This window comes from Bradyrhizobium sp. CCBAU 11430 (assembly GCF_028128855.1).
GTDB lineage: Bacteria > Pseudomonadota > Alphaproteobacteria > Rhizobiales > Xanthobacteraceae > Bradyrhizobium > Bradyrhizobium ottawaense.
This window is the reverse complement of record NZ_LBJV01000048.1, coordinates 20,460-41,580: the sequence shown is the minus strand read 5'-3', so window position 1 is coordinate 41,580 and position 21,121 is coordinate 20,460. Positions and strand designations below refer to the sequence as shown.

The 21,121-nt window shown below is 64.3% G+C and carries 14 protein-coding genes; 7 read left to right on the top strand and 7 right to left on the bottom strand.

What is annotated here, in order from left to right:
* Positions 1–141: 141 nt before the first annotated feature.
* Positions 142–1,278: an acyl-CoA dehydrogenase family protein gene (locus tag XI04_RS13000; protein WP_271609552.1), complete on the bottom strand. Its 1,137-nt coding sequence runs from the start codon at positions 1,276–1,278 to the stop codon at positions 142–144.
* Between the two features lie 266 nt (positions 1,279–1,544).
* On the opposite strand from XI04_RS13000, the gene XI04_RS12995 reads away from it, so the two are divergent.
* Together XI04_RS12995 and XI04_RS12990 are read left to right on the top strand one after the other, a co-directional pair.
* A complete protein-coding gene (locus XI04_RS12995) occupies positions 1,545–3,095 on the top strand; it encodes an acyl-CoA synthetase (protein ID WP_173015754.1) in 1,551 nt (516 codons plus the stop codon).
* A 75-nt stretch (positions 3,096–3,170) separates the two neighbouring features.
* Positions 3,171–4,394, top strand: a complete 1,224-nt coding sequence (locus XI04_RS12990) for an ABC transporter substrate-binding protein (protein ID WP_212475262.1) — start codon at positions 3,171–3,173, stop codon at positions 4,392–4,394.
* Between the two features lie 127 nt (positions 4,395–4,521).
* Here the strand turns inward: XI04_RS12990 and XI04_RS12985 are convergent, their stop codons facing one another.
* Together XI04_RS12985 and XI04_RS12980 are read right to left on the bottom strand one after the other, a co-directional pair.
* Positions 4,522–6,006: a glycosyltransferase family 2 protein gene (locus tag XI04_RS12985; RefSeq protein ID WP_271609551.1), complete on the bottom strand. Its 1,485-nt coding sequence runs from the start codon at positions 6,004–6,006 to the stop codon at positions 4,522–4,524.
* 48 nt (positions 6,007–6,054) lie between these two features.
* On the bottom strand, positions 6,055–6,825 hold the full coding sequence (locus XI04_RS12980; RefSeq protein ID WP_271609550.1) for a helix-turn-helix domain-containing protein: 771 nt from the start codon (positions 6,823–6,825) through the stop codon (positions 6,055–6,057).
* 186 nt (positions 6,826–7,011) lie between these two features.
* On the opposite strand from XI04_RS12980, the gene XI04_RS12975 reads away from it, so the two are divergent.
* The 3 genes from XI04_RS12975 (at position 7,012) to XI04_RS12965 (ending at position 11,166) form a co-directional block, all read left to right on the top strand.
* On the top strand, positions 7,012–9,273 hold the full coding sequence (locus tag XI04_RS12975) for a marine proteobacterial sortase target protein (protein ID WP_271623706.1): 2,262 nt from the start codon (positions 7,012–7,014) through the stop codon (positions 9,271–9,273).
* Positions 9,274–9,440: 167 nt separating this feature from the next.
* Entirely contained in the window at positions 9,441–10,010 is a 570-nt protein-coding gene (locus tag XI04_RS12970) for a class GN sortase (protein ID WP_271609547.1), read from the top strand.
* A 163-nt stretch (positions 10,011–10,173) separates the two neighbouring features.
* Positions 10,174–11,166 carry a glycosyltransferase gene (locus tag XI04_RS12965; RefSeq protein WP_271609546.1) on the top strand — a complete coding sequence of 331 codons (993 nt, stop codon included), beginning with the start codon at positions 10,174–10,176 and terminating at the stop codon, positions 11,164–11,166.
* Between the two features lie 10 nt (positions 11,167–11,176).
* Here the strand turns inward: XI04_RS12965 and XI04_RS12960 are convergent, their stop codons facing one another.
* Entirely contained in the window at positions 11,177–12,823 is a 1,647-nt protein-coding gene (locus XI04_RS12960) for a glycosyltransferase family 2 protein (RefSeq protein WP_271609545.1), read from the bottom strand.
* Between the two features lie 211 nt (positions 12,824–13,034).
* Between XI04_RS12960 and XI04_RS12955 the strand changes: the two genes are divergently transcribed.
* Together XI04_RS12955 and XI04_RS12950 are read left to right on the top strand one after the other, a co-directional pair.
* Complete coding sequence (locus tag XI04_RS12955) at positions 13,035–15,254, top strand: acetate--CoA ligase family protein (RefSeq protein ID WP_038970708.1); 2,220 nt, start codon at positions 13,035–13,037, stop codon at positions 15,252–15,254.
* A 146-nt stretch (positions 15,255–15,400) separates the two neighbouring features.
* Positions 15,401–16,231 carry an MlaD family protein gene (locus XI04_RS12950; protein ID WP_095424981.1) on the top strand — a complete coding sequence of 277 codons (831 nt, stop codon included), beginning with the start codon at positions 15,401–15,403 and terminating at the stop codon, positions 16,229–16,231.
* Between the two features lie 40 nt (positions 16,232–16,271).
* Here the strand turns inward: XI04_RS12950 and XI04_RS12945 are convergent, their stop codons facing one another.
* The 3 genes from XI04_RS12945 to XI04_RS12935 form a co-directional block, all read right to left on the bottom strand.
* Positions 16,272–19,262: an autotransporter outer membrane beta-barrel domain-containing protein gene (locus XI04_RS12945; protein ID WP_271609544.1), complete on the bottom strand. Its 2,991-nt coding sequence runs from the start codon at positions 19,260–19,262 to the stop codon at positions 16,272–16,274.
* A 319-nt stretch (positions 19,263–19,581) separates the two neighbouring features.
* A complete protein-coding gene (locus XI04_RS12940; protein ID WP_271609543.1) occupies positions 19,582–20,622 on the bottom strand; it encodes an aliphatic amidase in 1,041 nt (346 codons plus the stop codon).
* Between the two features lie 43 nt (positions 20,623–20,665).
* On the bottom strand, positions 20,666–21,043 hold the full coding sequence (locus XI04_RS12935; protein WP_028139664.1) for an FmdB family zinc ribbon protein: 378 nt from the start codon (positions 21,041–21,043) through the stop codon (positions 20,666–20,668).
* Positions 21,044–21,121: the final 78 nt, after the last annotated feature.

Sequence of the window (21,121 nt, the reverse complement as noted above, 5' to 3'; positions counted from 1 at the left end):
TCCTCTCGTCATTCCGGGGCGTCGCGCAGCGATGAACCCGGAATCCATTTCTCTACGGAGTTTGGAGCCCGATGGATTCTCAGGTGCGCAATTGCGCACCATAGCTCGACGCTTCGCGTCGCCCCGGAATGACGGCGTCCGTCACAATCCCATCTGCCGGCTGGCCAGATCCTTCATGATCTCCTCGGTGCCGCCGCCGATGGCGTTGACCTTGACCTCGCGGTAGATGCGTTCGGCCTTGATGCCGCGCATGAAGCCGGCGCCGCCGAAAATCTGTACGGCTTCCGAGGCGCAGAACGCCATTGTCTGCGTCGCCTGGTTCTTCATCATGCAGATTTCCGCGACCGGGCTCTCGCCCTGCTCGAGCCGCCACGCCAGCATTTCCAGCATCGCCTGACTTGCGGCGACCTTCTGCGCCATGTCCACGATCTTGTGACGGATCACCTGATGCTGGGCCAGCGGCTTGCCGAAAGTCTTGCGCTCCCTGGCGTAGGCGACGGCCTCGTCGAGGCAGACCCGCGCAAAGGCGGTGCAGCTCGCCGCCATGCCCATGCGCTCGCTGTTGAAATTCTGCATGATGATCTTGAAGCCCTGGCCCTCCTCGCCGATCAGGTTTTCGGCCGGCACGCGGCATTCGTCGAAATGCAGCGTCGCCGTGTCGGAGGCCCACCAGCCCATCTTCTTCAGTTTCGTCCTGGACAGACCGGGCGTGGCGCCCTCGATCAGGAGCAGGCTGACGCCGCCGGCGCCCTCGCCGCCCGTGCGCACGGCAACGGTCAGATAGTCGGCGCGCATCCCTGAGGTGATGAAGGTCTTCTCGCCGGTCACGACGTAGTGATCGCCGTCACGCCGCGCCCTTGTGGCGAGGTTCGCGACATCGGAGCCGCCGCCCGGCTCGGTGATCGCGAGCGCGGAGATCTTGTCGCCTGACAGCACCTGCGGCAGCACGCGTGCTTTAACCTCCGGCCGTGCCGCCCGCGCAATCGGCGGCGAGCCGATGGTGTGACTCATCAGGCTGGCGCTGACGCCTCCGGCGCCCGCCCGCGCCAATTCCTGGCTCGCCACGATCTTCATGAACTGGTCGGCGGCGATCCCGCCATATTCCTCAGGGAATCCCAGCCCCAACAGACCGATCCCGGCCGCCTTGCGATAGAGCGCGCGGGGGAATTCGCCGGCCTCGTCCCACTCATGGGCGAACGGGGAGATCTCCTTCTCGACGAAGCGGCGCATCATGTCGCGGAAGGCATCGTGCTCGGCGGTATAGAACGGGCTCTTCATCGCAGTCTCGCCTCGCGGACGGATTCGTCTCGTTCACCATGGCCGGAACATCGGCGGCTCACTTGCGCAGAGTGGCTGACCGGCGAACCACTCTGGCGCAGGCCCCGGCCTAGCAACTCAACGCAAGACGATTTTGCCCCCTCGCGCGCCAACTCCAAATAAAAAAAGACGTCGATGCACCAACTCCGGCTGGCCCCAAGGCCATGCCGGGCATGGTGCACGGCAATAAGGATGCAGGCGGCACAAGACCGCCGAGGGAGGAATTCTTGGCCGTTCGTTACTACGACTGGATCGTTCATCATGGCCGCCGCACGCCTGACAAGGTTGCGGTGATCGACCTCGCGAGCGAGCGCCGCTTGACCTATGCGCAGCTTGACGCCCGAGTCTCGCGCCTCGCCTCTTTCCTGCGCCACACGCTGAACGTCGCACGCGGCGACCGTGTCGCGGTGCTGGCGCTGAACACGACCGATACGCTGGAGGTCCAGTTCGCCTGCGGCCGCCTCGGCGCGATCTTCGTGCCGCTGAACACCCGCCTCACCGTTCCCGAGCTTCAGTTCATCACCGGCGATTGCGCGCCGAAGGTGATGATCCACGACACCGATCTCGCCGAGACCGGGCTTGCCGTCGCAAAGCTGTGCGGCATCGCGACCAGCCTGCTGCTCGGACCCGGCGGGTCCTATGAGGCCGGCATCGCCGGCGCAAAGCCGCTCGAGGCGATCGAGCAGGTCACGCTCGATGACGTCTCGACCATCATGTACACGTCGGGCACGACAGGACATCCGAAGGGCGCGACCATCACCCATGGCATGACCTTCTGGAATTGCGTCAATCTCGGCGGTCCCGCCTGTATCGGACCGTCCTCGGTTCTGCTCACCGTGCTGCCGCTGTTCCACACCGGCGGGCTGAATTGCTACACCAATCCCGTGCTGCATGCCGGCGGCACCGTGATGATCATGCGCGCGTTCGATCCCGGTACCGCGCTCGGCCTGATCAACGATCCCGCACAGGGCATCAACGTGTTCTTCGGCGTGCCCGCGATCTACCAGTTCATGGCGCAACACCCCGCTTTCCCAACGACCGATCTCGGCCGGCTGATCGTCGGAGGCGTCGGCGGCGCGCCGATGCCGGTACCGCTCTTGAAAGTCTGGGAAGCGCGCGGCGTCGCGCTCCAGCAGGGTTACGGCATGACCGAGACCTCGCCGGCCGTGCTGGTGCTCGACCGCGAGGATGCGGCGCGCAAGGCCGGCTCCGCCGGCAAGCCCGTGCTGCACACCGAAGTGCGCATCGTGCGCCCCGACGGCAGCGATGCAGATGTCGGCGAGCTCGGTGAGCTCTGGGTCAAGGGGCCGAACATCACCCCGGGCTACTGGAACAGGCCGGAGGCGAACAAGACCTCCTTCACCGACGGCTGGCTGCACACCGGTGACGCGACGCGCGTCGACGAAGAGGGCTTCTACTACATCGTCGACCGCTGGAAGGACATGTACATCTCCGGCGGCGAGAACGTCTATCCGGCCGAGGTCGAGAACGTCCTGCACCAGCTCGCGGCCGTCGCCGAGGCCGCCGTGATCGGCATTTCCGATCCGCAATGGGGCGAAGTGGGCCTGGCCATCGTCGCGGTCAAGTCGGGCCAAAAGCTGACCGACGCCGATGTCTTCGCGCATTGCGCGGCCAATCTGGCGCGCTTCAAATGTCCACGCCAGATCCGCTTCGTCGACGCGCTGCCCCGCAACGCCACGGGCAAGATCCACAAGCCGACCTTGCGCAAGGAGTTCTCGGTGGCCTCCGAAGTCGACAGGAAAGTCGCCAACGCCTGACCCAAGCGCCCCTCGCGGGCGCTTTTTCTTTTTGAAGTGCCTGCCCTACCCAACAAGAAACCCCAAGGAATTTCCATGAAGAACAAGAAACTCGTCCTGCTCGCCGCGGCAACTGCCCTGACATTGCTCTCCACCCAGGGTGCTTTCGCGCAGAAGAAATACGACACCGGCGCCAGCGACACCGAGATCAAGATCGGCAATGTCGAGGCCTATTCCGGTCCCGCTTCCGCCTACGGCATCATCGGCAAGACCGAGGAGGCCTACTTCAAGATGGTCAACGATCAGGGCGGCATCAACGGCCGCAAGATCAACTGGATCTCCTACGATGACGGCTATTCGCCGCCCAAGACCGTGGAGCAGGTCCGCAAGTTGATCGAGAGCGACGAGGTGTTCCTGATCTTCAACGCGCTGGGCACCCCGACCCAGACCGCTGTGCAGAAATATCACAATGCCAAGAAGGTGCCGCAGCTGTTCCTCGCCACCGGCGCCAGCAAGTGGAACGACCCGAAGAATTTTCCCTGGACCATGGGCTTCCAGCCCAGCTACCGGGTCGAGGCCCAGATCTTCGCCAAGTACATTCTGAAGGAGAAGCCGGACGCGAAGGTCGCGATCTTCTATGCCAACGACGATTTCGGCAAGGACTACGTCGCCGGCATCAAGGACGTGTTCGGTGACAAGGCATCGAAGCTGATCGTGGCCGAAGAGAGCTACGAGACGTCGGAACCGTCGATCGACGCCCATATCGTCAAGCTCAAGGGCACCGGCGCCGATGTTTTCGTGAACATCGCCACCCCCAAATTCGCGGCGCAGGCCATCAAGAAGATCGCGGAGCTGGAATGGAAGCCGATGCATTTGATGACCGACGTCTCGGTGTCGATCGGCGCGGTAATGAAGCCAGCCGGCCTCGAGGCATCTGAAGGCGTGCTGTCGGCCGGCTATCTGAAGGACGCCTCCGATCCGCAGTGGAAGGACGACGAGGGCATGAAGAAGTTCATGACCTTCATCGACAAGTACATGCCCGGCGCGAACATTTCGGACGCCAATCTGGTTTACGCCTACGCCGCGGCCCAGACGATGGTGCAGGTGCTGAAGCAGTCGGGCGACAACCTGACCCGAGAGAACGTGATGAAGCAGGCCGCCAGTCTCAAGGACTTCGTCCCCGACACGCTGATCCCGGGGATCAAGATCAACACCTCCGCCACGGACTTCGCGCCGATCGAGCAGCTCAAGATGTGGCGTTTCAAGAAGGGCCAGTGGGAACTGTTTGGCGATATCATCAGCGCCGAAACCGGAGGCTAGCTCGACGCCGGCCAACCTTGCGTGACTGAAGCGCGATGCGATCAGGATGGATCGTCATCGCGCTTCAGGTCGTGGTTTGAGCATGGTCTTCTCGGAAAACCCGCCAGGCACTTTTCCGGATCAGGCTCTAGGCTGAAATTGAAGCTCCGGCATCCTGGCTCACCTCGATGGATGCCACGGAAAGACCAAGGCGGCGGGAATCGCCAATCCCCCTCAACTCGGGGCAGGACCATGCCAGGATGGCGATGCCCGAGGGCGGCAGATCGAGGTCCATCGTATAGCTATCAGGGCCGATTGCGATCGCGGAGGCATCAACGTGCACGCCGTCGAGATAGAAATGCACACCGATCTCGCGCAGCGGCGCGCGCAAGGCGGGACTTCGGATCCGAACGGTGTTGCGGCCCGCGCCCCCCTGGATGCGAACGGCGGCCTGGGGCTCGCTCCAGCGGAAGGTGTGCCCCGCTGACGATTCGAGGGCATGGAATCCGACTTGCCCGAGAACGCGATCTCCCAGGAATTTCACCGCCGGCCCGGCATGGCCGCGAATGCGACGAATGCATTCGAGCCGCTGCAGATGGATCAGCGAGGCGATGTAGCGTCTCATCCATCGCCCGATCGCTTCGCTCGATCCGATCATCGTCAGCGCGCGCAGACCGAAATGCGATTGCAGGACGGCCAGGCGCGCGGCGAAGCGCGCCGGAAGATCGCCGCACAGAGTCAGTGCACCCCAATGCCAGAAGGCGCGCAGTTTTTCCCCAGGCGGCCTCCAGCCGCGGCCTGCAAAGCAGTAATGCAGGAGCGCATTCGACGCAGCGCGGGCGAGCGATACGTCGAATCCGGCCCATTCGACCCATTCGACTGGAACTTCGAGCAGCTCGCTGCCGGGCTCGCGGCGCGCCTCGCTGAGATATCGGATCTCGCCCTCGACGAAATCGAGCGTGAAGGTCTTGAGCTCGCCGATTTCGCCGATGTAATAATGATGGAAGCGCGCCTCCTCCAGATAACCGATGGCGTGACCTCTCGCGTGATAGGCCGCGGCCAGCACCCATTCGGCAAAATGGCCGAGCTCCTCGCGCAGGCCTCCGCATTCCCAATAGACGTCACGCCGCGTCACGAAGCACTGATCGAGCACCTTGCGCCAGGGATGCTGCTTCATGCCGAATTCGATGTCGGCCTGGTACATTGTGGCCTCGGCTTCCGAGAGCCTGTTATGGCAAATCGGCACCGAGCGGCAGGAGAAGGCGGCCCAGTCGGGATGCGCATCGATCGCGCGGATGCACAGCTCGATTACTTCGGGCTCGGGCCAGCAATGCGACTCCGTGAAGAACAGATAACTGCCGCGGGCCTTGGCGGCGCCAAATGCGCAGAGCCCGATGTCGTGATCCGAAGCGGTGAATTCCAGGCGCGCCTGGTCGCCAGCCAGCACCTTCAGCTCCTCGCGCGCGGCGAAGTCCGGCGGCACCACCAGGATGATTTCGTAAAGCGATCTATCTGCGGTCTGCGACGTCCAACCGAGCCAGGACAGCTCCCATTGCCCGCGGTGATATTCGAGCGGGATGATGATGGAGAACAGCGGAGATTCGCCGATGCATGGGGCGCGCGCGTTCTGCATACCCCCTTATAGACGCAGGCAACGCCATTCCGGATTCTTTCTTGCGGACTATACCGACAGAAACAGTGCGAAGGATTCTTCCACCGTGCGGCGCAGATGCTTTCCGTACAACGCATGGTTGGCGTCGCCGGGCCCGACCCTGCCCAGCGACGGCCTCGGGACGTTCCGGAGCGGTACGTAGGCGATCGGCGCTGCGATCGGCGTGAGCTGTGAACCAGGCCCGGCGCGGAGCGTCGAGATGATGCCGTACATCTCGCCGGCGACCGTCGGCCGCGACACCGTGATCACGCGGTGCTGGCCGTGCTTGATGATGACGAGGTAGATGAAGCCTGACTGATGCGGGACGGCGACCTCGCCGGTATGCTCGTAGGCGGTATCGGTGCGATCGCCCTCCCGAAAGACCAGTGAAGACACCTTCGGCTCCCAGACGATCTCGGTGCGATACGCGAAGATCGCGTCCTTGTCGCCGAACGACGGCCGCAGCGTGATGTAGACGTCCTCGAGCCAGGTCACGGCGCGATGCGCATAGGAGCCAAGACTGTCGGGAGCGACATCGTTGGCGGCCTGAGGCGCCGCCACGACGGGGCTCTTGCGCAAGGAGACGCCCAGCGCCTGCTCCAGCCGGACCGTCGTCGCCAGCGTAAACGGCCGCCGGCCGCCGAGCACCTTCTCCAGCGTCGACAGGCTGAGCTTGGCCTGCTCGGCCAGCGTCTGCCGGGAGATCCGGCGTCTGGCGAGCTCCTCGCGAATGGTCTCGGCGATCTCGCGGCTCTGCTCGTCCGAAAGCTGCTTGTCGGTGAGTTTATCCTGCATCTGCATCGCTAACCCTGCTCCAGCACGGCCATTCTAGCAGGGCGGACAAACCAGCACAAAACCGCACATGGGCGCCCCACGGCGGCCTGCCCGGGCCGGCCGCGGCGGAACATGACCGATCATTCTGCTCGCGAAATCGGCCCCTCCCAGCGAATGCTCAGAGCCAGCAAACGTCCTTCCGGGAGCAGGCCAATGGACACCTACGACACAGCCGACAACGACGAGCACCCCATGTTGACGGGGCTGATCAAGCTCGGATTGTTTCTTCTCGCGCAGGGCATCGCGGTGATGCTGATGGCCTTCGTGGCCCTGCTCGTCAGCTTCGGAACCAGTTGGTCGGCAACGACCGAGCAGGCCAGCCTGCTCCAGCCCGGCGACGCCAAGTCCGGCTCCCTTCTCCTGAAGGAGGATGGCGCCACCACCGAAGCGATCCGCCTCGGCACCGACGTCGACATCACGGTCTCGGGCCCGACGCTGCGCGCGCGCGTCACCCAAATCTTCCGCAATCCGACCAAGGACCGGGTCGAAGCAACCTATGTGTATCCGCTCGCGACCGGCGGCGCCGTCGATACGCTGAAGATGGTCGTCGGCGACCGCGTCATCGTCGGCGACATCAAGGAGCGCCAGCAGGCCCGCGTGATCTACGAAGAGGCACGCCGCACCGGTCAGAGGGCCGCGCTCACGGAGCAGGAGCGGCCGAACATCTTCACCAACTCGGTCGCCAATATCGGCCCCGGCGAAACCGTGCTGGTGCAGATCGAATATCAGGAGCCGGTGCATCACTCCGGCAACGAATATTCACTGCGTCTGCCGCTGGTGGTCGGACCGCGCTACAATCCGGCGCCGATCGTGCAGAGCGTCGACTTCCGCAAGGACGGATCGGGTTGGGGCGCGGCGACCTCGGACCCGGTACCGGACCGCGACCGCCTCTCGCCGCCTGTGCTCGATCCCGCCAGGAATGCACCGGTCAATCCGACCAGCATCACGGTGCGCCTGAAGGCCGGCTTCGCGCTCGGCGAGGTCAAGAGCCACCACCATAAGGTCAAGATCGAAAGTCCGGACAACATGGCGCGTGTCATCACGCTCGCCGACGGCGCCGTCCCGGCTGACCGCGATTTCGAGCTGACCTGGAAGGCCGCCGCCGAGAAGGCGCCATCGGTCGGCCTGTTCCGCGAACATGTCGGCGACGCCGACTACCTGCTCGCCTTCGTCACTCCGCCCAGCGCCGAACAGACGACACAAAAGCCATTGCCGCGTGAGGTCGTGTTCGTGATCGACAATTCGGGCTCGATGGGCGGCACGTCGATCGTCCAGGCCAAGGCGAGCCTCGCCTACGCTCTGTCCCGGCTCCAGCCGACCGACAGTTTCAACGTCATTCGCTTCGACGATACCATGGACATGCTGTTTCCAACCTCCGTGACGGCAGACGCTACCCATGTCGGCGAGGCAACCTCGTTCGTGAGCGCGTTGCAGGCGCGCGGCGGCACCGAGATGGTGCCGGCAATGCGCGCCGCGCTGGCAGACAAGCTCGGCGACACCGGCATGGTTCGCCAGGTCGTTTTCCTGACCGACGGCGCAATCGGCAACGAACAGCAATTGTTCGAAACGATCACGGCGATGCGCGGCCGCTCGCGCGTCTTCATGGTCGGCATCGGCTCGGCGCCGAACACCTATCTGATGACCCGCGCCGCCGAGCTCGGCCGTGGTGCCTTCACCCATATCGGTTCCGTCGAGCAGGTGGAGGAGCGCATGCGCGGCTTGTTCGCCAAGCTGGAAAATCCGGCCGTCACCGGCCTCACCGCGAAATTCTCCGAGGCCAACGCCGACGTGACCCCGGCGATCATCCCCGACGTCTATCGCGACGAGCCGCTGGTGCTGGCAGCAAAGCTCGACAGGCTCGCAGGCTCGCTCGAGATCAGGGGCCGCGTCGGCGACCGTCCATGGTCAGTGACGCTGCCGCTGCAAAATGCCGCCGAAGGCAATGGCCTGTCAAAGCTCTGGGCCAAGCGCAAGATCGGCGATGCCGAAGTGGCGCGCGCCATGCGGGAGCTCGCGCCCGAGGAGGCCGACAAGGCGATCCTGGCGCTGGCGCTCGACCATCAGATCGTCACGCGCCTGACCAGCCTTGTCGCCGTCGACAAGACGCCGAGCCGGCCCGAAGGCGCGCCGCTCAAGCTCAGCGAATTGCCGATCAACCTGCCCGCCGGCTGGGATTTCGAGAAGGTGTTCGGCGAACGGCCGCAGGTCCCGGCACACTTGCGTGAACGCCATGCCGATGCGAGCACCTCACCCGCCGCGCGGCGTCCGACACCCGCAGCGCCTGACGCGATCCGTCTGCCCAAGACAGCAACTTCAGCCGAGCTGAAGATGATCGCAGGCCTGGTCCTGATCGTGCTCGCCCTGATCCTGTTCGTGTTCAACCGGCGTCGGCTCTTGCTCACCGACGCCGCTTGAGAGAGGAGCCTCCCCGAACTCCTCTGTTAGCGCGCGCGGCTGCCCGTCCCATACCAACGGCCGCGCGCGTCTTTTCTTCTGTCATTGCGAGGAGCGAAGCCACGAAGCAATCAGACTGCCGCCGTTCAGACAATCTGGATTGCTTCGCAATGACGAGAGTAGATGTCATGCCCCGCCTCTCATCTCTCCTGGTTCTGGCACTGATCGGCCTCACCCTGTTCGGCGACGGCGCCTACATCCATGCCAAGGCGTGGCTGGCGCAGGTGCTGCTGGAGCGCGCGTTCGACAAGAGCCTTGCGACTGGCGAGGTGATCAAACCATGGGCATGGGCCGATACCTGGCCGGTCGCGCGGATCGAGGTGAAGCGGATAGGCGCCAGCGCGATCGTGCTGGAAGGTACGAGCGGCCAGGCGCTTGCCTTCGGGCCGGGCCATATCAGCCGAACGGCTGATGCGGGCGAGCGCGGTGTTGCCGTATACGCAGCGCATCGTGACACACATTTCCGTTTCTTGCGGAATGTTGCCGTCGGAGACATCGTTGAGATCACCCGCCGCGACGGCAGGCATTTTCGCTATCGGGCGGATTCTTCGGCCGTTGTCCGTTTCGACGCGTCGGGCATCGATCCCTCGACGCAGGGTGTGGAACTCGTGCTCACGACCTGCTGGCCGTTCGACGCCGTTACGTCCGGGCCGGAGCGCTATGTCATGCATGCCACCTTGATCGAAGCGCGTGAATAGCGGTTCGCAATCGGCCCGTCCGGGAACGATCGAGCCCTCTCAAATCGCGCCGGACACGCCGGTCCATCGCGTTTGACGCGACCGTGAACTGGCGCCGTCGACCAGAGACCTGTAAGAAGGTCCCATTGATTATTGTACGTTGTAATTTGCGAAAGCTCGATAGATGGACGACGAGTTCAGGCAGCGCCTCGAACAGCGAATGGAGCAGCTCGAAAATCGCGTCGCGCTGCTCGAAAGGAATCAGGATCTCATCGCCGCCGGGCAAAGGCGATCCTCGCTCCGGAGCCTCTGGCGGCGTCCGCCGATGTGGACTTTCGAGCAATATCCTCCGCGTCTGCTCAACCTGACGGCCTTCCCGCCGGCACCCTCGATCCACGAAAATGCACCGCGGATCGCGATGGTCACGCCGAGCTACAACCAGGCGCAATATCTCGGCGCCACGATCGACAGCATCGTGAGCCAGAACTATCCGAACCTGTATTACCACGTGCAGGACGGCGCCTCGATCGACGGCACGGCTGATCTCCTGAAGAGCCGCGGCGAGAGCATCAGCTGGAAGAGCGAACCTGACAGCGGACAATCGAACGCCATCAATCTCGGCTTCGCCGGCGTCGACAGCGAGATCATGGCCTATCTCAACAGCGACGACATGCTGCTGCCGGGGACGCTGGCCTATGTCGCCAACTACTTCACATCGCATCCGCATGTCGACATCGTCTATGGCCATCGCGTCTTCGTCGATCGCGAGGGACTCGAGGTCGGCCGTGCCGTGCTGCCGCCCCATGACGGGCGCGCGCTGCAATATGCCGACTATATCCCGCAGGAGACGATGTTCTGGCGCAGGCGCGTGTGGGACAGGGTCGGCCCGATCGACGAGAGCTTCCACTACGCGATGGATTGGGACTTCATCCTGCGGGCACAGGCCGCGGGATTCAAATTCGTGCGCCTGCCGCGATTTCTCGCCTGCTTCCGAATCCATGATGCCCAGAAGACGGCGTCGACCTACGCGATCGGCGTCCGGGAGATGGGCATCTTGCGGCGCCGCGCTCTCGGCTTCGATCCGACACAGATCCAGATTCGCCGCGCCATCGCCCCCTATCTCGCGAGGCAGGTCGTCTTTCACTACGCCCACAAGCTGAGCCTGCTGGGGTACTGAGCGGTGGCGATCACCCACCTCGTGCCATGCGGACGTCGTGATCGAGCCAGATCCGCTCGAGCCCGATGCCGAGAGGTCGCGCGTCGGAGCTCAGTCCGAGATCCGCGGGAGAGCGTGGATCGGATAGCGACAGGCTGATGGTCAACGTCCCGTCGGCGGCAATCGCGGCGGGATCGAGCATCAACCTGCGCAAGCCCGCGAACGCCTCTCTCGAGAATGTCAGTTGCTGCGGCGCTCCGTTGCCGACGCGGCAGGCCGCCCGCAATTGCGGATTCCTGTCGGAAACGAAGGCCCGGCACGCCAGCACAAGCTCGACCGGTCGTGACGGAATGGGATGGACCTCGAACCGGAGCACGCAATTCCTGGCAATGGACCAGGTGCCCCATTGCTCCGGCTCGCTCCATCCCTCGATCAACGCCGCGACGCCCGCTCCGCCATGCGCGAATTCGAGCTCCTTCACGCCGAGGACCGGCGAGGACACGGGAGCCTTCAGAGCGGCAGGATCGAGCGGCCCCTGATCCGGAACGAACTGCGCGATCACGCGCACTGCGTCCGCAATCGAATTGAGCCCAAGCGCAGAACCATCCAGCTCGTAAACCACACGGTTCGGTCCGGTCACGCGAACACCCCCGCGGGGTGGCGGCCGATCCGCAAGGCGGGCAGGAATGATGATGTCGGCGACGTCGAACCCATGCGTGCGGGCGAGTTCGCCGATGGTCTGCACGGTCCGATCATACAGGGGCGGCCGATGGTTGATGTCGGTCGCGAGCGCCTGTGCCAGCGCCTTGAAGTCGAGCCGCACATCGCCGTGATCCGCCAGCAGCAGACGCTTGAGGACAAGCATGTCCTTGGCGATGAAGAGCTGGAGGGCGTTGAGATCGGGGAGTTGGGGATCCTCGTCAATGGGTCCGAAATCGCGCGCCCCTCGCGGCGTCTCGAGCAGATCAGTGGTCTCGAAGAACAGCGCGTGACCGGTGCTGTGCTGCGAGAACCCGGCCATGCTCAGAGGCCGCGACAGTCGGATGAAACTGTCGGTCAGTGCGGCGTTGGCGATACCGGACGCCACGTCGGGTGATAGACCGATGAAGTAGCGCCCACCGATCGCGCGCATCCGATCGATGATGCTGCGGCGGACGAACGAATTGTAGATCATCGGCAGATGCGCATAGTGCGCCTGGAAGCCGAAGATGCGCGCCAGCTCGTCGCGTGACGACACTCGCTTCACGGACGAGGTCAGGTCGATCTCGGCGAGCAGCCGGTTGCGGAAGGCCGGATGGTAATAGCTCGGCCAGTGATAGGTGTAGGCGCTCCAGCTCAGGAGATCGATGTTTCGGTCGGAGAGCATCTCCGATGCCGTGGCACAAGCGTAGGGCATCAGCCCGTCATCGTCGCCGATGAAGGCGACGTACTCGCCCGAGGTGTGGCCGAGCGCCGCCTCCCAATTGTCGGTCATGGTCAGAACGGTCTCGCTGGCAAAATGCCTGAAGCGCTCGTCCTTGAGGTCTGCAACGATCTTCGCAATCTCGGGATTACCGCCATTGTTCTGAACGATGAACTCGCAATCTGCATGCGCAGGCTGGCACGCCATGGTCGCAAGCGCGTGGCGAAGCGTGTCGGGACGATCGAGGGTCGGCACCACGATGGACAGCAGCGGCATGATCACCATTTGAGAGAATGAGGGTCACGGTTTCCTAGCATCTTGCCGGACCGTTCGCACTTTCGCCAAAAGTCTCGTGATGCTAGCCTCATCGCCAAATCTTTGTCGTCAAGTCTTGCCCATTCCGTCTCGCGGCATGGAGCGGCCAGGATCAGCCCCCGAAGCCGCCGCGGGGCGCGCGTTGCAACAAGAACAAGAAGTGAGGAAGCGCATGGAAGCTCAAGTGCCCGCCGCATCGGTCTCTCCGCGCCCATGGTCTCCACCGCCCGACGCCGGAGAGATCGTCAAGGGCATCCATGCCATGCTGCACCCGCACAACATCGTGCTCGTGGGCGCGACCGACAAGCCTGGCAATTATGCCGAACGCATCTGGAACAATCTGATCAAGTACGGTTACGAGGGCGGCCTCTATCCGGTCAACGCCAAGCGGGAGACGATCTGGGGCGTCCCCTGCTACAAGGACTTTGCGAGCCTCCCGGAAAAGCCGGATCACGTTCTGGTGCTGGTGCCGGCGCGCTTTGCGGTCCAGGTGATCCGCGATGCCGCGGCAGCCGGTGCACGGTCGGCCACCATCGTCACCTCGGGCTTCAGCGAGTTGCAGGACGAGGAAAGCCAGAAGCTCGCGGCCGAATTGCAAGCGGCGATACGTGAGACCGGACTTGCCGTCACCGGCCCGAATTGCCTCGGCAACCTAAGCGCCGGCGAAAAGCTCTTCACCAACATCGATGATCGCATCGTCACCATGGAACAGGGCGCGGTGGCGATCGCCGGGCAGTCCGGCGCGATCGTCATGGCGATCCGCCAGGCGCTGGAAGACCGCGGTGTCGGTGTCGGCTACATGGTCACATCAGGCAATGAGGCCGGGCTCGAGACGCCGGACCTGATGCGCTATTTCGCCGAGGACCCAAGCATCAAGGTGATCGTCGTCTACCTCGAAGGCGTGCGCAACACCAAGGCCTTTCGCGATGCCTGCAAGGCGGCGCGCGCTGCCAGCAAGCCCGTGATCGCACTCAAGCTCGGCGCCTCCGAGGGCGGCCGCGCCGCGGCGATGGCGCATACCGGCGCGCTCGCGGGCTCGATCGAGACGTTCGACGCCGTTGCAACGCGCGAAGGCGTGATCCGGGTCGGCGGCCTCGACGAGCTGATCGAGACCACCGAGTGTTTCGTTCACTCCGCCGTGCCCAAGGGCGACCGGCTCGCGGCGGTCACGCTGTCGGGCGGCAAGCGCGGCATGCTGCTGGACGCCTTCTATGCCGAGGGCCTGAACTTTGCGCCGCTCAGCCCGCACGTCGGCTCCGAACTGGCGAAGATGCTCGGGCCGGGGTCTATCGTCGGCAACCCGCTCGACGCCGGCTTTGCCGCGGTGGTCGATCCCTCCGTCTACATGAAGTCGATCAAGCTGATGATCGACGATCCTGATATCGACATCGTCATCGTCGATGCCGAGCTGCCGAAGACGCCGCACGAGCTGCGCGAGCGCAACTTGCGCATCGTCGATGACATGGCGCGCCAGGGCGGCAAGCCCGTGATCTATATCAGCGCGATGTCGATCGGCTTCACCGACTTCACCAAGACCTTGCGCAAATCGCTGCCTCATCTCGCGGTCATGCAGGGCATGGACCGGGCGGTGACCGCGATCAAGTCGCTGCTCGACTACGCCAAGCTGCGCAAGGAGGTGCCCGACATCGTCTCGAGCTCGAAACCCGCCGCGCGCGCCGTGCTGGAGAAGGCGCTGAAATCGGCGAGCGGCGCCGCACTCGACGAGGTCGCCTCGAAGAAGCTCCTGAAGGCCTATGGCATTCCGATCTCGAGGGAAGCCATCGCGCAGACGGCAGCCGAGGCGGTGAAGATCGCCAAGCAGATCGGCTTTCCGGTCGTGGCAAAACTCGTCAGCGCCGAGATCCTGCACAAATCCGACATCGGCGGCGTGGTATTGAACCTCAACAGCGCAGCTGACGTGAAGAAGGCGTTTGCCGCCATCACCGCCCGGGTGAGCAAGTTGAAAGGCAAGCCCAAGCTGGACGGCATCCTGATCGCGCAGCAGGTCAAGGCCGAGCTCGAGCTCGTCGTCGGCGCCTCGCTCGATGCCGAGATGGGACCGGTCGTGCTGTTCGGCACCGGCGGCATCGACATCGAGCTGATGAAAGACGTCGCGCTCGCCGGCGCGCCGCTGGACGAGGCCGAGGCGCGGCTCCTGATCGGCCGCACCAAGGCCGGCATCAAGCTGCGCGGCTATCGCGGCAAGCCGTCCCTGCACGAGGCCTCCGCGGTGAAAGCGCTGGTCGGCCTGTCCAATTTGATCGCGGATGCCGGCGACCGGATCGCCTCGATCGACATCAACCCGTTCCTGATCAACACCAGGACGGGCGTAGCGGTCGATGCCCTCATCGTCCTCAACAACGCCGCGGCTAGGCGGGTTGCCGGACATTGATGCCGTAGGGCGGATTAGCGCCAGCGTAATCCGCCAATTTGCACGACTACTGAGGCGAAAACGGCGGGTTACGCTTCGCTAACCCGCCCTACGTACCATCCGGGCTCCTTCCAACTTGCCTGCTTTGGCCGTAAAACCTTCCCCGCATGGCACGCGCGAGCAATCTGGTGATCGGAACGGCAACGCTGGCGGTGATCGCCGTGGCGTTCGGCGGCCTGCTCGGCGTGCAGAAATGGCGCACCATCCAGAGCCGCAGCCAGTTGCGCGTGGTGTTCGAGGGCGGCTCGGCCAGCGGCCTGCGCCGCGGCGGGCCGGTCAATTTCGACGGCGTGCCCGCGGGCCAGATCCTGTCGATCAAGCTGGACAATCCGCGCAGGATCGTGGCGCTGGTGATGCTCGACAACACCGCGCCGATCCGCAAGGACACCGTGGCCGGCATCGAGTTCCAGGGCCTCACCGGTGTTGCCGCGATCTCGCTGATCGGGGGCGCGCCCTCTGCGCCGCCGGTGCCGCTGGACTCGGACGGCGTCCCCGTGCTGACCGCCGATCTCAGCGACGCCGAATCCATCGTCGACACCCTGCACAGTGTCGACCGCACCATCGTCAGCAACGCCCCTGCGATCAAGGAGGGCCTGCGCACGTTCGAGGACTACACCGCCGACCTCCGGAGCAAGGGTGGCGAAATCGACTCCGTCATGGCCAAGGTCGACACCGCCTTCGCGGGCTTTGATAAGGCAGTCACGAAGATCGAGGGCGTGGTGCCCGGCTTCGTCGACGGCAAGGCCGACGAGCTGTTCGAGAAGATACAGGGGCTGCACGAGCTCGCCGACACCATGAGAAAGAAATCGGCCGGCTACCTCGAGGACATCCGTCGCTCGCTGCTCGACGTCAGCGAGGCCGCCAACAAGATGAGTGGGACGCCGGCCCCCACTGCCGCCCCGCGCCCGCCGCGCAAGCCGCCGCAGAAGAAGCAGTGACGCCTCCCCTATCCTCCCTCTCAAGGGAGGCGACCATGCCTCACCACGCGTAGCGCACGACGCCCTTGCCGGCGTAGGAGCGGGTGAGGTTCGAGAACTCTCCCTCGAACGTCGCCGATGCAGACCAGCCGTTCATCCAGTTCATCTGCGCTGATGCCGTGGTCAGAGCCGAATCGCGCGCCTGGGCGGCACCGTTCACGACGAAAGCCGATCCCGGCAGGGTCTGGAACACCGCGCCCACAGTGCGGTCCGGATTGTAGTCATGCGCCCAGGCGAGGCGGCCGCGCAGGGTCATGAGGCCACCGGCCGCGGCAAACGACCTGTCCGCGCGCAGGCCGAGTTCGGTGCGGGTGCTGGTCACGTCCTTGGCGGCATAGTTGAGCGCGAAGACGTTGCTGCCGACCACGGCTGCCTCTGCATAGCTGGGAAGGCTGAACAAGGTGGCCTGGAGCGCCGCATACGGCGTGAGGCCGGCCCACCGCATGGCATAGCGATAGCCGCCCTCGATGCGGCCCGACACGGCATTGGCGTCGAACTGCGCACGCAGCTGGTCATAACCGGCAGCCGTCACGACGCGGTTGGTCGTGACGTCCTGCCAACCATAGGCGAGCGCCGCCGTGATGTAGGCAGGTCCCGCCGTATGACGCACGAAGGCGCCGGCCTGGAACAGGTCGGAGCGCCCCCAACCGAGCCCGTTGACGTTGAAGGCGGTCCCGCCGCCTGCGAGTGCAAAGCCCGCAATCGTCGACGGCGAGAAGCGGTAATCGAGGCCCACGGCAGTGCCGTAGACGCTGCTGGTCGTGTTGTTCGAGCCGAGGCCGGCATTGCCGTCCGTGGTCTGCGAGCCGCCATAGCCGGCCGTCCACACATCCCAGCGCTGCTCGAACGTTGCCGCCGGTGCCTTGCGGTAGATCGAGGCGAAGGCGTCGCGCGCGCTCTTGTCGCGCGCATTCGCGTCCGCGGCAAATGGCGACGCGCCAGGCGTGCCGCTGCGTCCGGAGCTGAAGACGTCGGTCAACAGACTCATGAACAGGTTCATCGCATTGAACGTCGTCTGCTGCGATCCCGTTGCGGATTCACCCGAGGCCTGCGTCAGGCCCCCGGGACCAAGTCCCGCGAGTTCGGCCTGCAGGAAGCCGTTGGTGTTGAAGAAGTTCTGAAGGGTCGTCGCGACGTTCTGCTGGTTGACGTTGAGCGTGTATTTCGCGCCGTAGTTCAGCGTGAAATCGAGGAAGACCTCGTTCGACCCGACGCTCGTCGTGCCGATGAGGCCACCCGGCGCGGCAACGCCCGAAAAATTCCCGACGGAGGTGCCGAAGAAGTTCATGATCGAATAGCGCTTCATCACCGCAGCGCCCGGATACAGCGCGACGCCGACGGTGCCGTCCAGCGCGACATTGCCGGTGACGAGCGCGTGGCTCGTGCTGGATCCGCTGCCGACCTGCACCGCATAGACCGAGCCGGATTGAAGCGCGAGATCGCCCTGAACCTGCATGCTCGAGCCCGGGCCGCCGTCGCCGGGCGCATAGATGCCGCCGTTGGCGATGAGGGTATTGCCGACGATTCCGGCGCCGAACAACGCACCGCCTGCATTCACGGTGGTCAGGCTCGATTGTGAGATGTCACCATCGACCCGCAGGATGCCGCCGTTCACCGTGGTCGTGCCGGTGTAGGTATTCGCGCCCGAGAGGATCAGCGTGCCGCTGCCGACCTTTTCCAGCGAGCCGGGGCCGGCGGGACCGCAACCGCAGGTATCACCGATGACGCCACTGACCTCGGTCGAGAGGTTGTTACCGCCGACGACGAGGGTATTGCCGCCGCCGATGTAGTAGAAGCCGCTGCCTTCGATCGATCCTGCGGTGATGCGACCATCGCCGGCCGGACCGGTGCCTCCACCGAAATCGACGACGCCGGTCCCGGTGGTGATGAAGCGTGCGTTGCCGCCGGTGGAGTTGTCGAAGAATTCGGTCCTGCCGCCGTCCTTGGTGATGATCGTGGCATTGCCGGCCGTGGTGAACGCGCCGAAATCGGTGAGACCATCCGCTTCATTGATGATGGTTGCATTGCCGGCGGTCGCCGTGTCGGAGCCGGCGAACGTCCCGAACACGGTCCCGCCAAAATCCTTGTTCACGATCGTCGCCGAGCCCGCCGAAGATTGCTCGATGAATATCGTGCCGCCGCCATTCTGGTTGGTGATGTTGGCCGTGCCTGCATTAGTCCGTCCGAAGAAGCCGATCAGGCCGCTGTCATTGATGATGGTGGCCCGACCGGCCGTCGCGGTGTCGGCTCCACCTCCGAGCGGATCGCCGAAATACACCTGGCCGTTGTTGGTGATCACGATCGAGCCGGCGGAGCTTGCGTTGAGGAACATCGTCGTGCCGGAGAAGGCGTTCAGGATCGACGTGATTCCCGACGTGTCGGCATTGACGACGCTGAAGAGGCCCTCGTTGGTGACGGCGCCGACCATGCTCGCGGTATGGGTCGCGTCACCGAGCTGCAGGGATCCGCAATTGCAGATGAAAGTGCCGCCGGTATAGGAGTTCGCGCCGAGCAGCGCCAGGATACCTGGTCCCTGAACATTGATGCCGTCGCTGCCGACGATGCGGGAGGCGATCACGGCCGAGGGATCCGCAGTGCCGGTCACATCGTTGGTGACGAACGTGGTGCCGCCCGCAGCCAGCCTGAGGTCGCCGCCCTGAATGGTATAGATCGAGCCGTCGGCGGTGAGGTCGAAGCCCACGAGGCTGGTGAGTTGCACGCCGCCCGGCGTCACCGTCACCGTGCCGCCCGTCGCCGGCGTCGAGGGAGCGCTGCTTCCGAACAGCGTGCCGGCTGACGCAGGATCGTAGGCCGTGCTGGTCCCGCCAAAGACGTCGGTCCAGTTGGTCGTAGTGTTGTCCCAGACGCCGCCCCCGCCGTTGACGATGCCGTTCGGCGTGGTCTGTGATCCGTTGAAGACCTGTTGTGCCTGGACGGGATCGATCAGAGCGATCGCGCTCAAGACGAGGCCCGCCCCGGATGCCGCGCGCATGACCGCGGCACTCCGAAGCAGGCAACCCCGCCCGCTTGCTCGCAACCAAGCCCCCAAAGCTCGTCCCCCAACCTGCGGCGCTCCCCAATGGCGCCGCGGGAACTTAGGCGATGAAGGCGGGCGGTAGAACTACGGAGGCATGAGAATCCGCCAACGCGACCGCAACTCGGGCAGATTCAACAGCCCATGTTGCAGCCGCGCCACGATTTTACCGAGCGCGCCCCGTCCCGCCCATAGGCGGACGCGCCAGAACGTCCGCCATTATGGACGGCCATTCACATCCCTGGCTTGTCGTCCAACGCGTGGCACCGGCCGGGGCTCAATAGTTGCTCGGAGAGGACCCGTTCGGGATGCCGTCGATCGGACACTCATCGGTCCCCGGGGTCGCGCGGGTCATGGCCTCGACCATGTCGCGCGTGCCCTCGGGGTCTTTGATCCAATTCTTGTAGAAATCATACGGGCAAGCTGCGACGCCGCGCGGGCTTTCGCCGGAGTTGATCATGCCGGTGTAGCCGCGGTGGACCAGCTTGTAGAGATGGTTCTGCGACTGGCCGTTGCGGCGCGCATCGCGGATCAGATGTTTCGACAGCTGGGCGTACTGGATGCCGTAATCCTCCTCGCCGCACTCGCCGAGCGTACGACCGTCGAAGCCGATGATCGCGGAGTGGCCGAAATAGGAATAGACGCCGTCGAAACCGGCGGCATTGGCGACGGCGACATAGACGTTGTTGGCCCACGCCATGGCCTTCGAGATCAGAACCTGCTGCTCCTTGGCCGGATACATGTAACCCTGGCAGCGCACAATCAGCTCGGCACCCTTCATGGCGCAGTCGCGCCAGATCTCCGGGAAATTGCCATCGTCGCAGATGATCAGGCTGACCTTCATCCCCTTCGGGCCGTCGGAGACATAGGTGCAATTGCCGGGATACCAGCCCTCGATCGGCACCCATGGCATGATCTTGCGGTACTTCTGCACGATCTCGCCCTTGTCGTTCATCAGGATCAGGGTGTTGTAGGGCGCCTTGTTCGGGTGCTCCTCATGGCGTTCACCGGTCAGCGAGAACACGCCCCACACCTTGGCCTTGCGACAGGCCTCGGCGAAGATCGCGGTCTCTTCACCCGGCACCGCGCATGCCGTCTCGTACATCTCCTTGGAGTCGTACATGATGCCTTGCGTGGAATATTCGGGGAAGATCACGAGGTCCATGCCGGGCAGGCCGGCCTTCATGCCCACCACCATGTCGGCGATCTTGCGGGCATTGTCGAGCACCTCGGCCTTGGTGTGCAGGCGGGGCATCTTGTAGTTCACCACCGCGACGCCGACGGTGTCGTTGCTGCTGGAAATGTCGCCGTGAAGCATTTGAGCGCTCCTGTCTTTTATTCGTTCGAGGTCATCGCGGGCGTTAGTGGCTGATCATCCAGGGCCGCGCTGTTGGGAAACCCTTGGCACCGCTCCCGGTCTTGGTCATCAGCCGCGCCGGTTTTTTCTTGTCTGACGCGTTCTTGTCCTTCACGGTTTTGCCTGTGGAGCAGCAACCGCAGCCGGGCCCGTGCGAGGCCTTGTATTGCGCGAGCGTCTGCGGCGCGTGGGTGCTGCGCTCGTTGACGGCATGTGCCTTGCGCTTCTCGGCCGGCATGCAGAAGAAATTCGGCGCCGTCAGGATCACGCGCGGCGCCGACGTCTCGCAGTGCGGGCAGCTTTGCGGATCGTCGCACTCGGCCATCGGGCGCAGATCCGTAAAAGGTCCGCAATCGTCACAGAGATATTCGTAGACCGGCATCGCATCACCTAAGTTCTTGCCTGTTCATACAACTCGCTGCCACCATTCGTGTGGAGACAGCCCCTCACCCCAACCCTC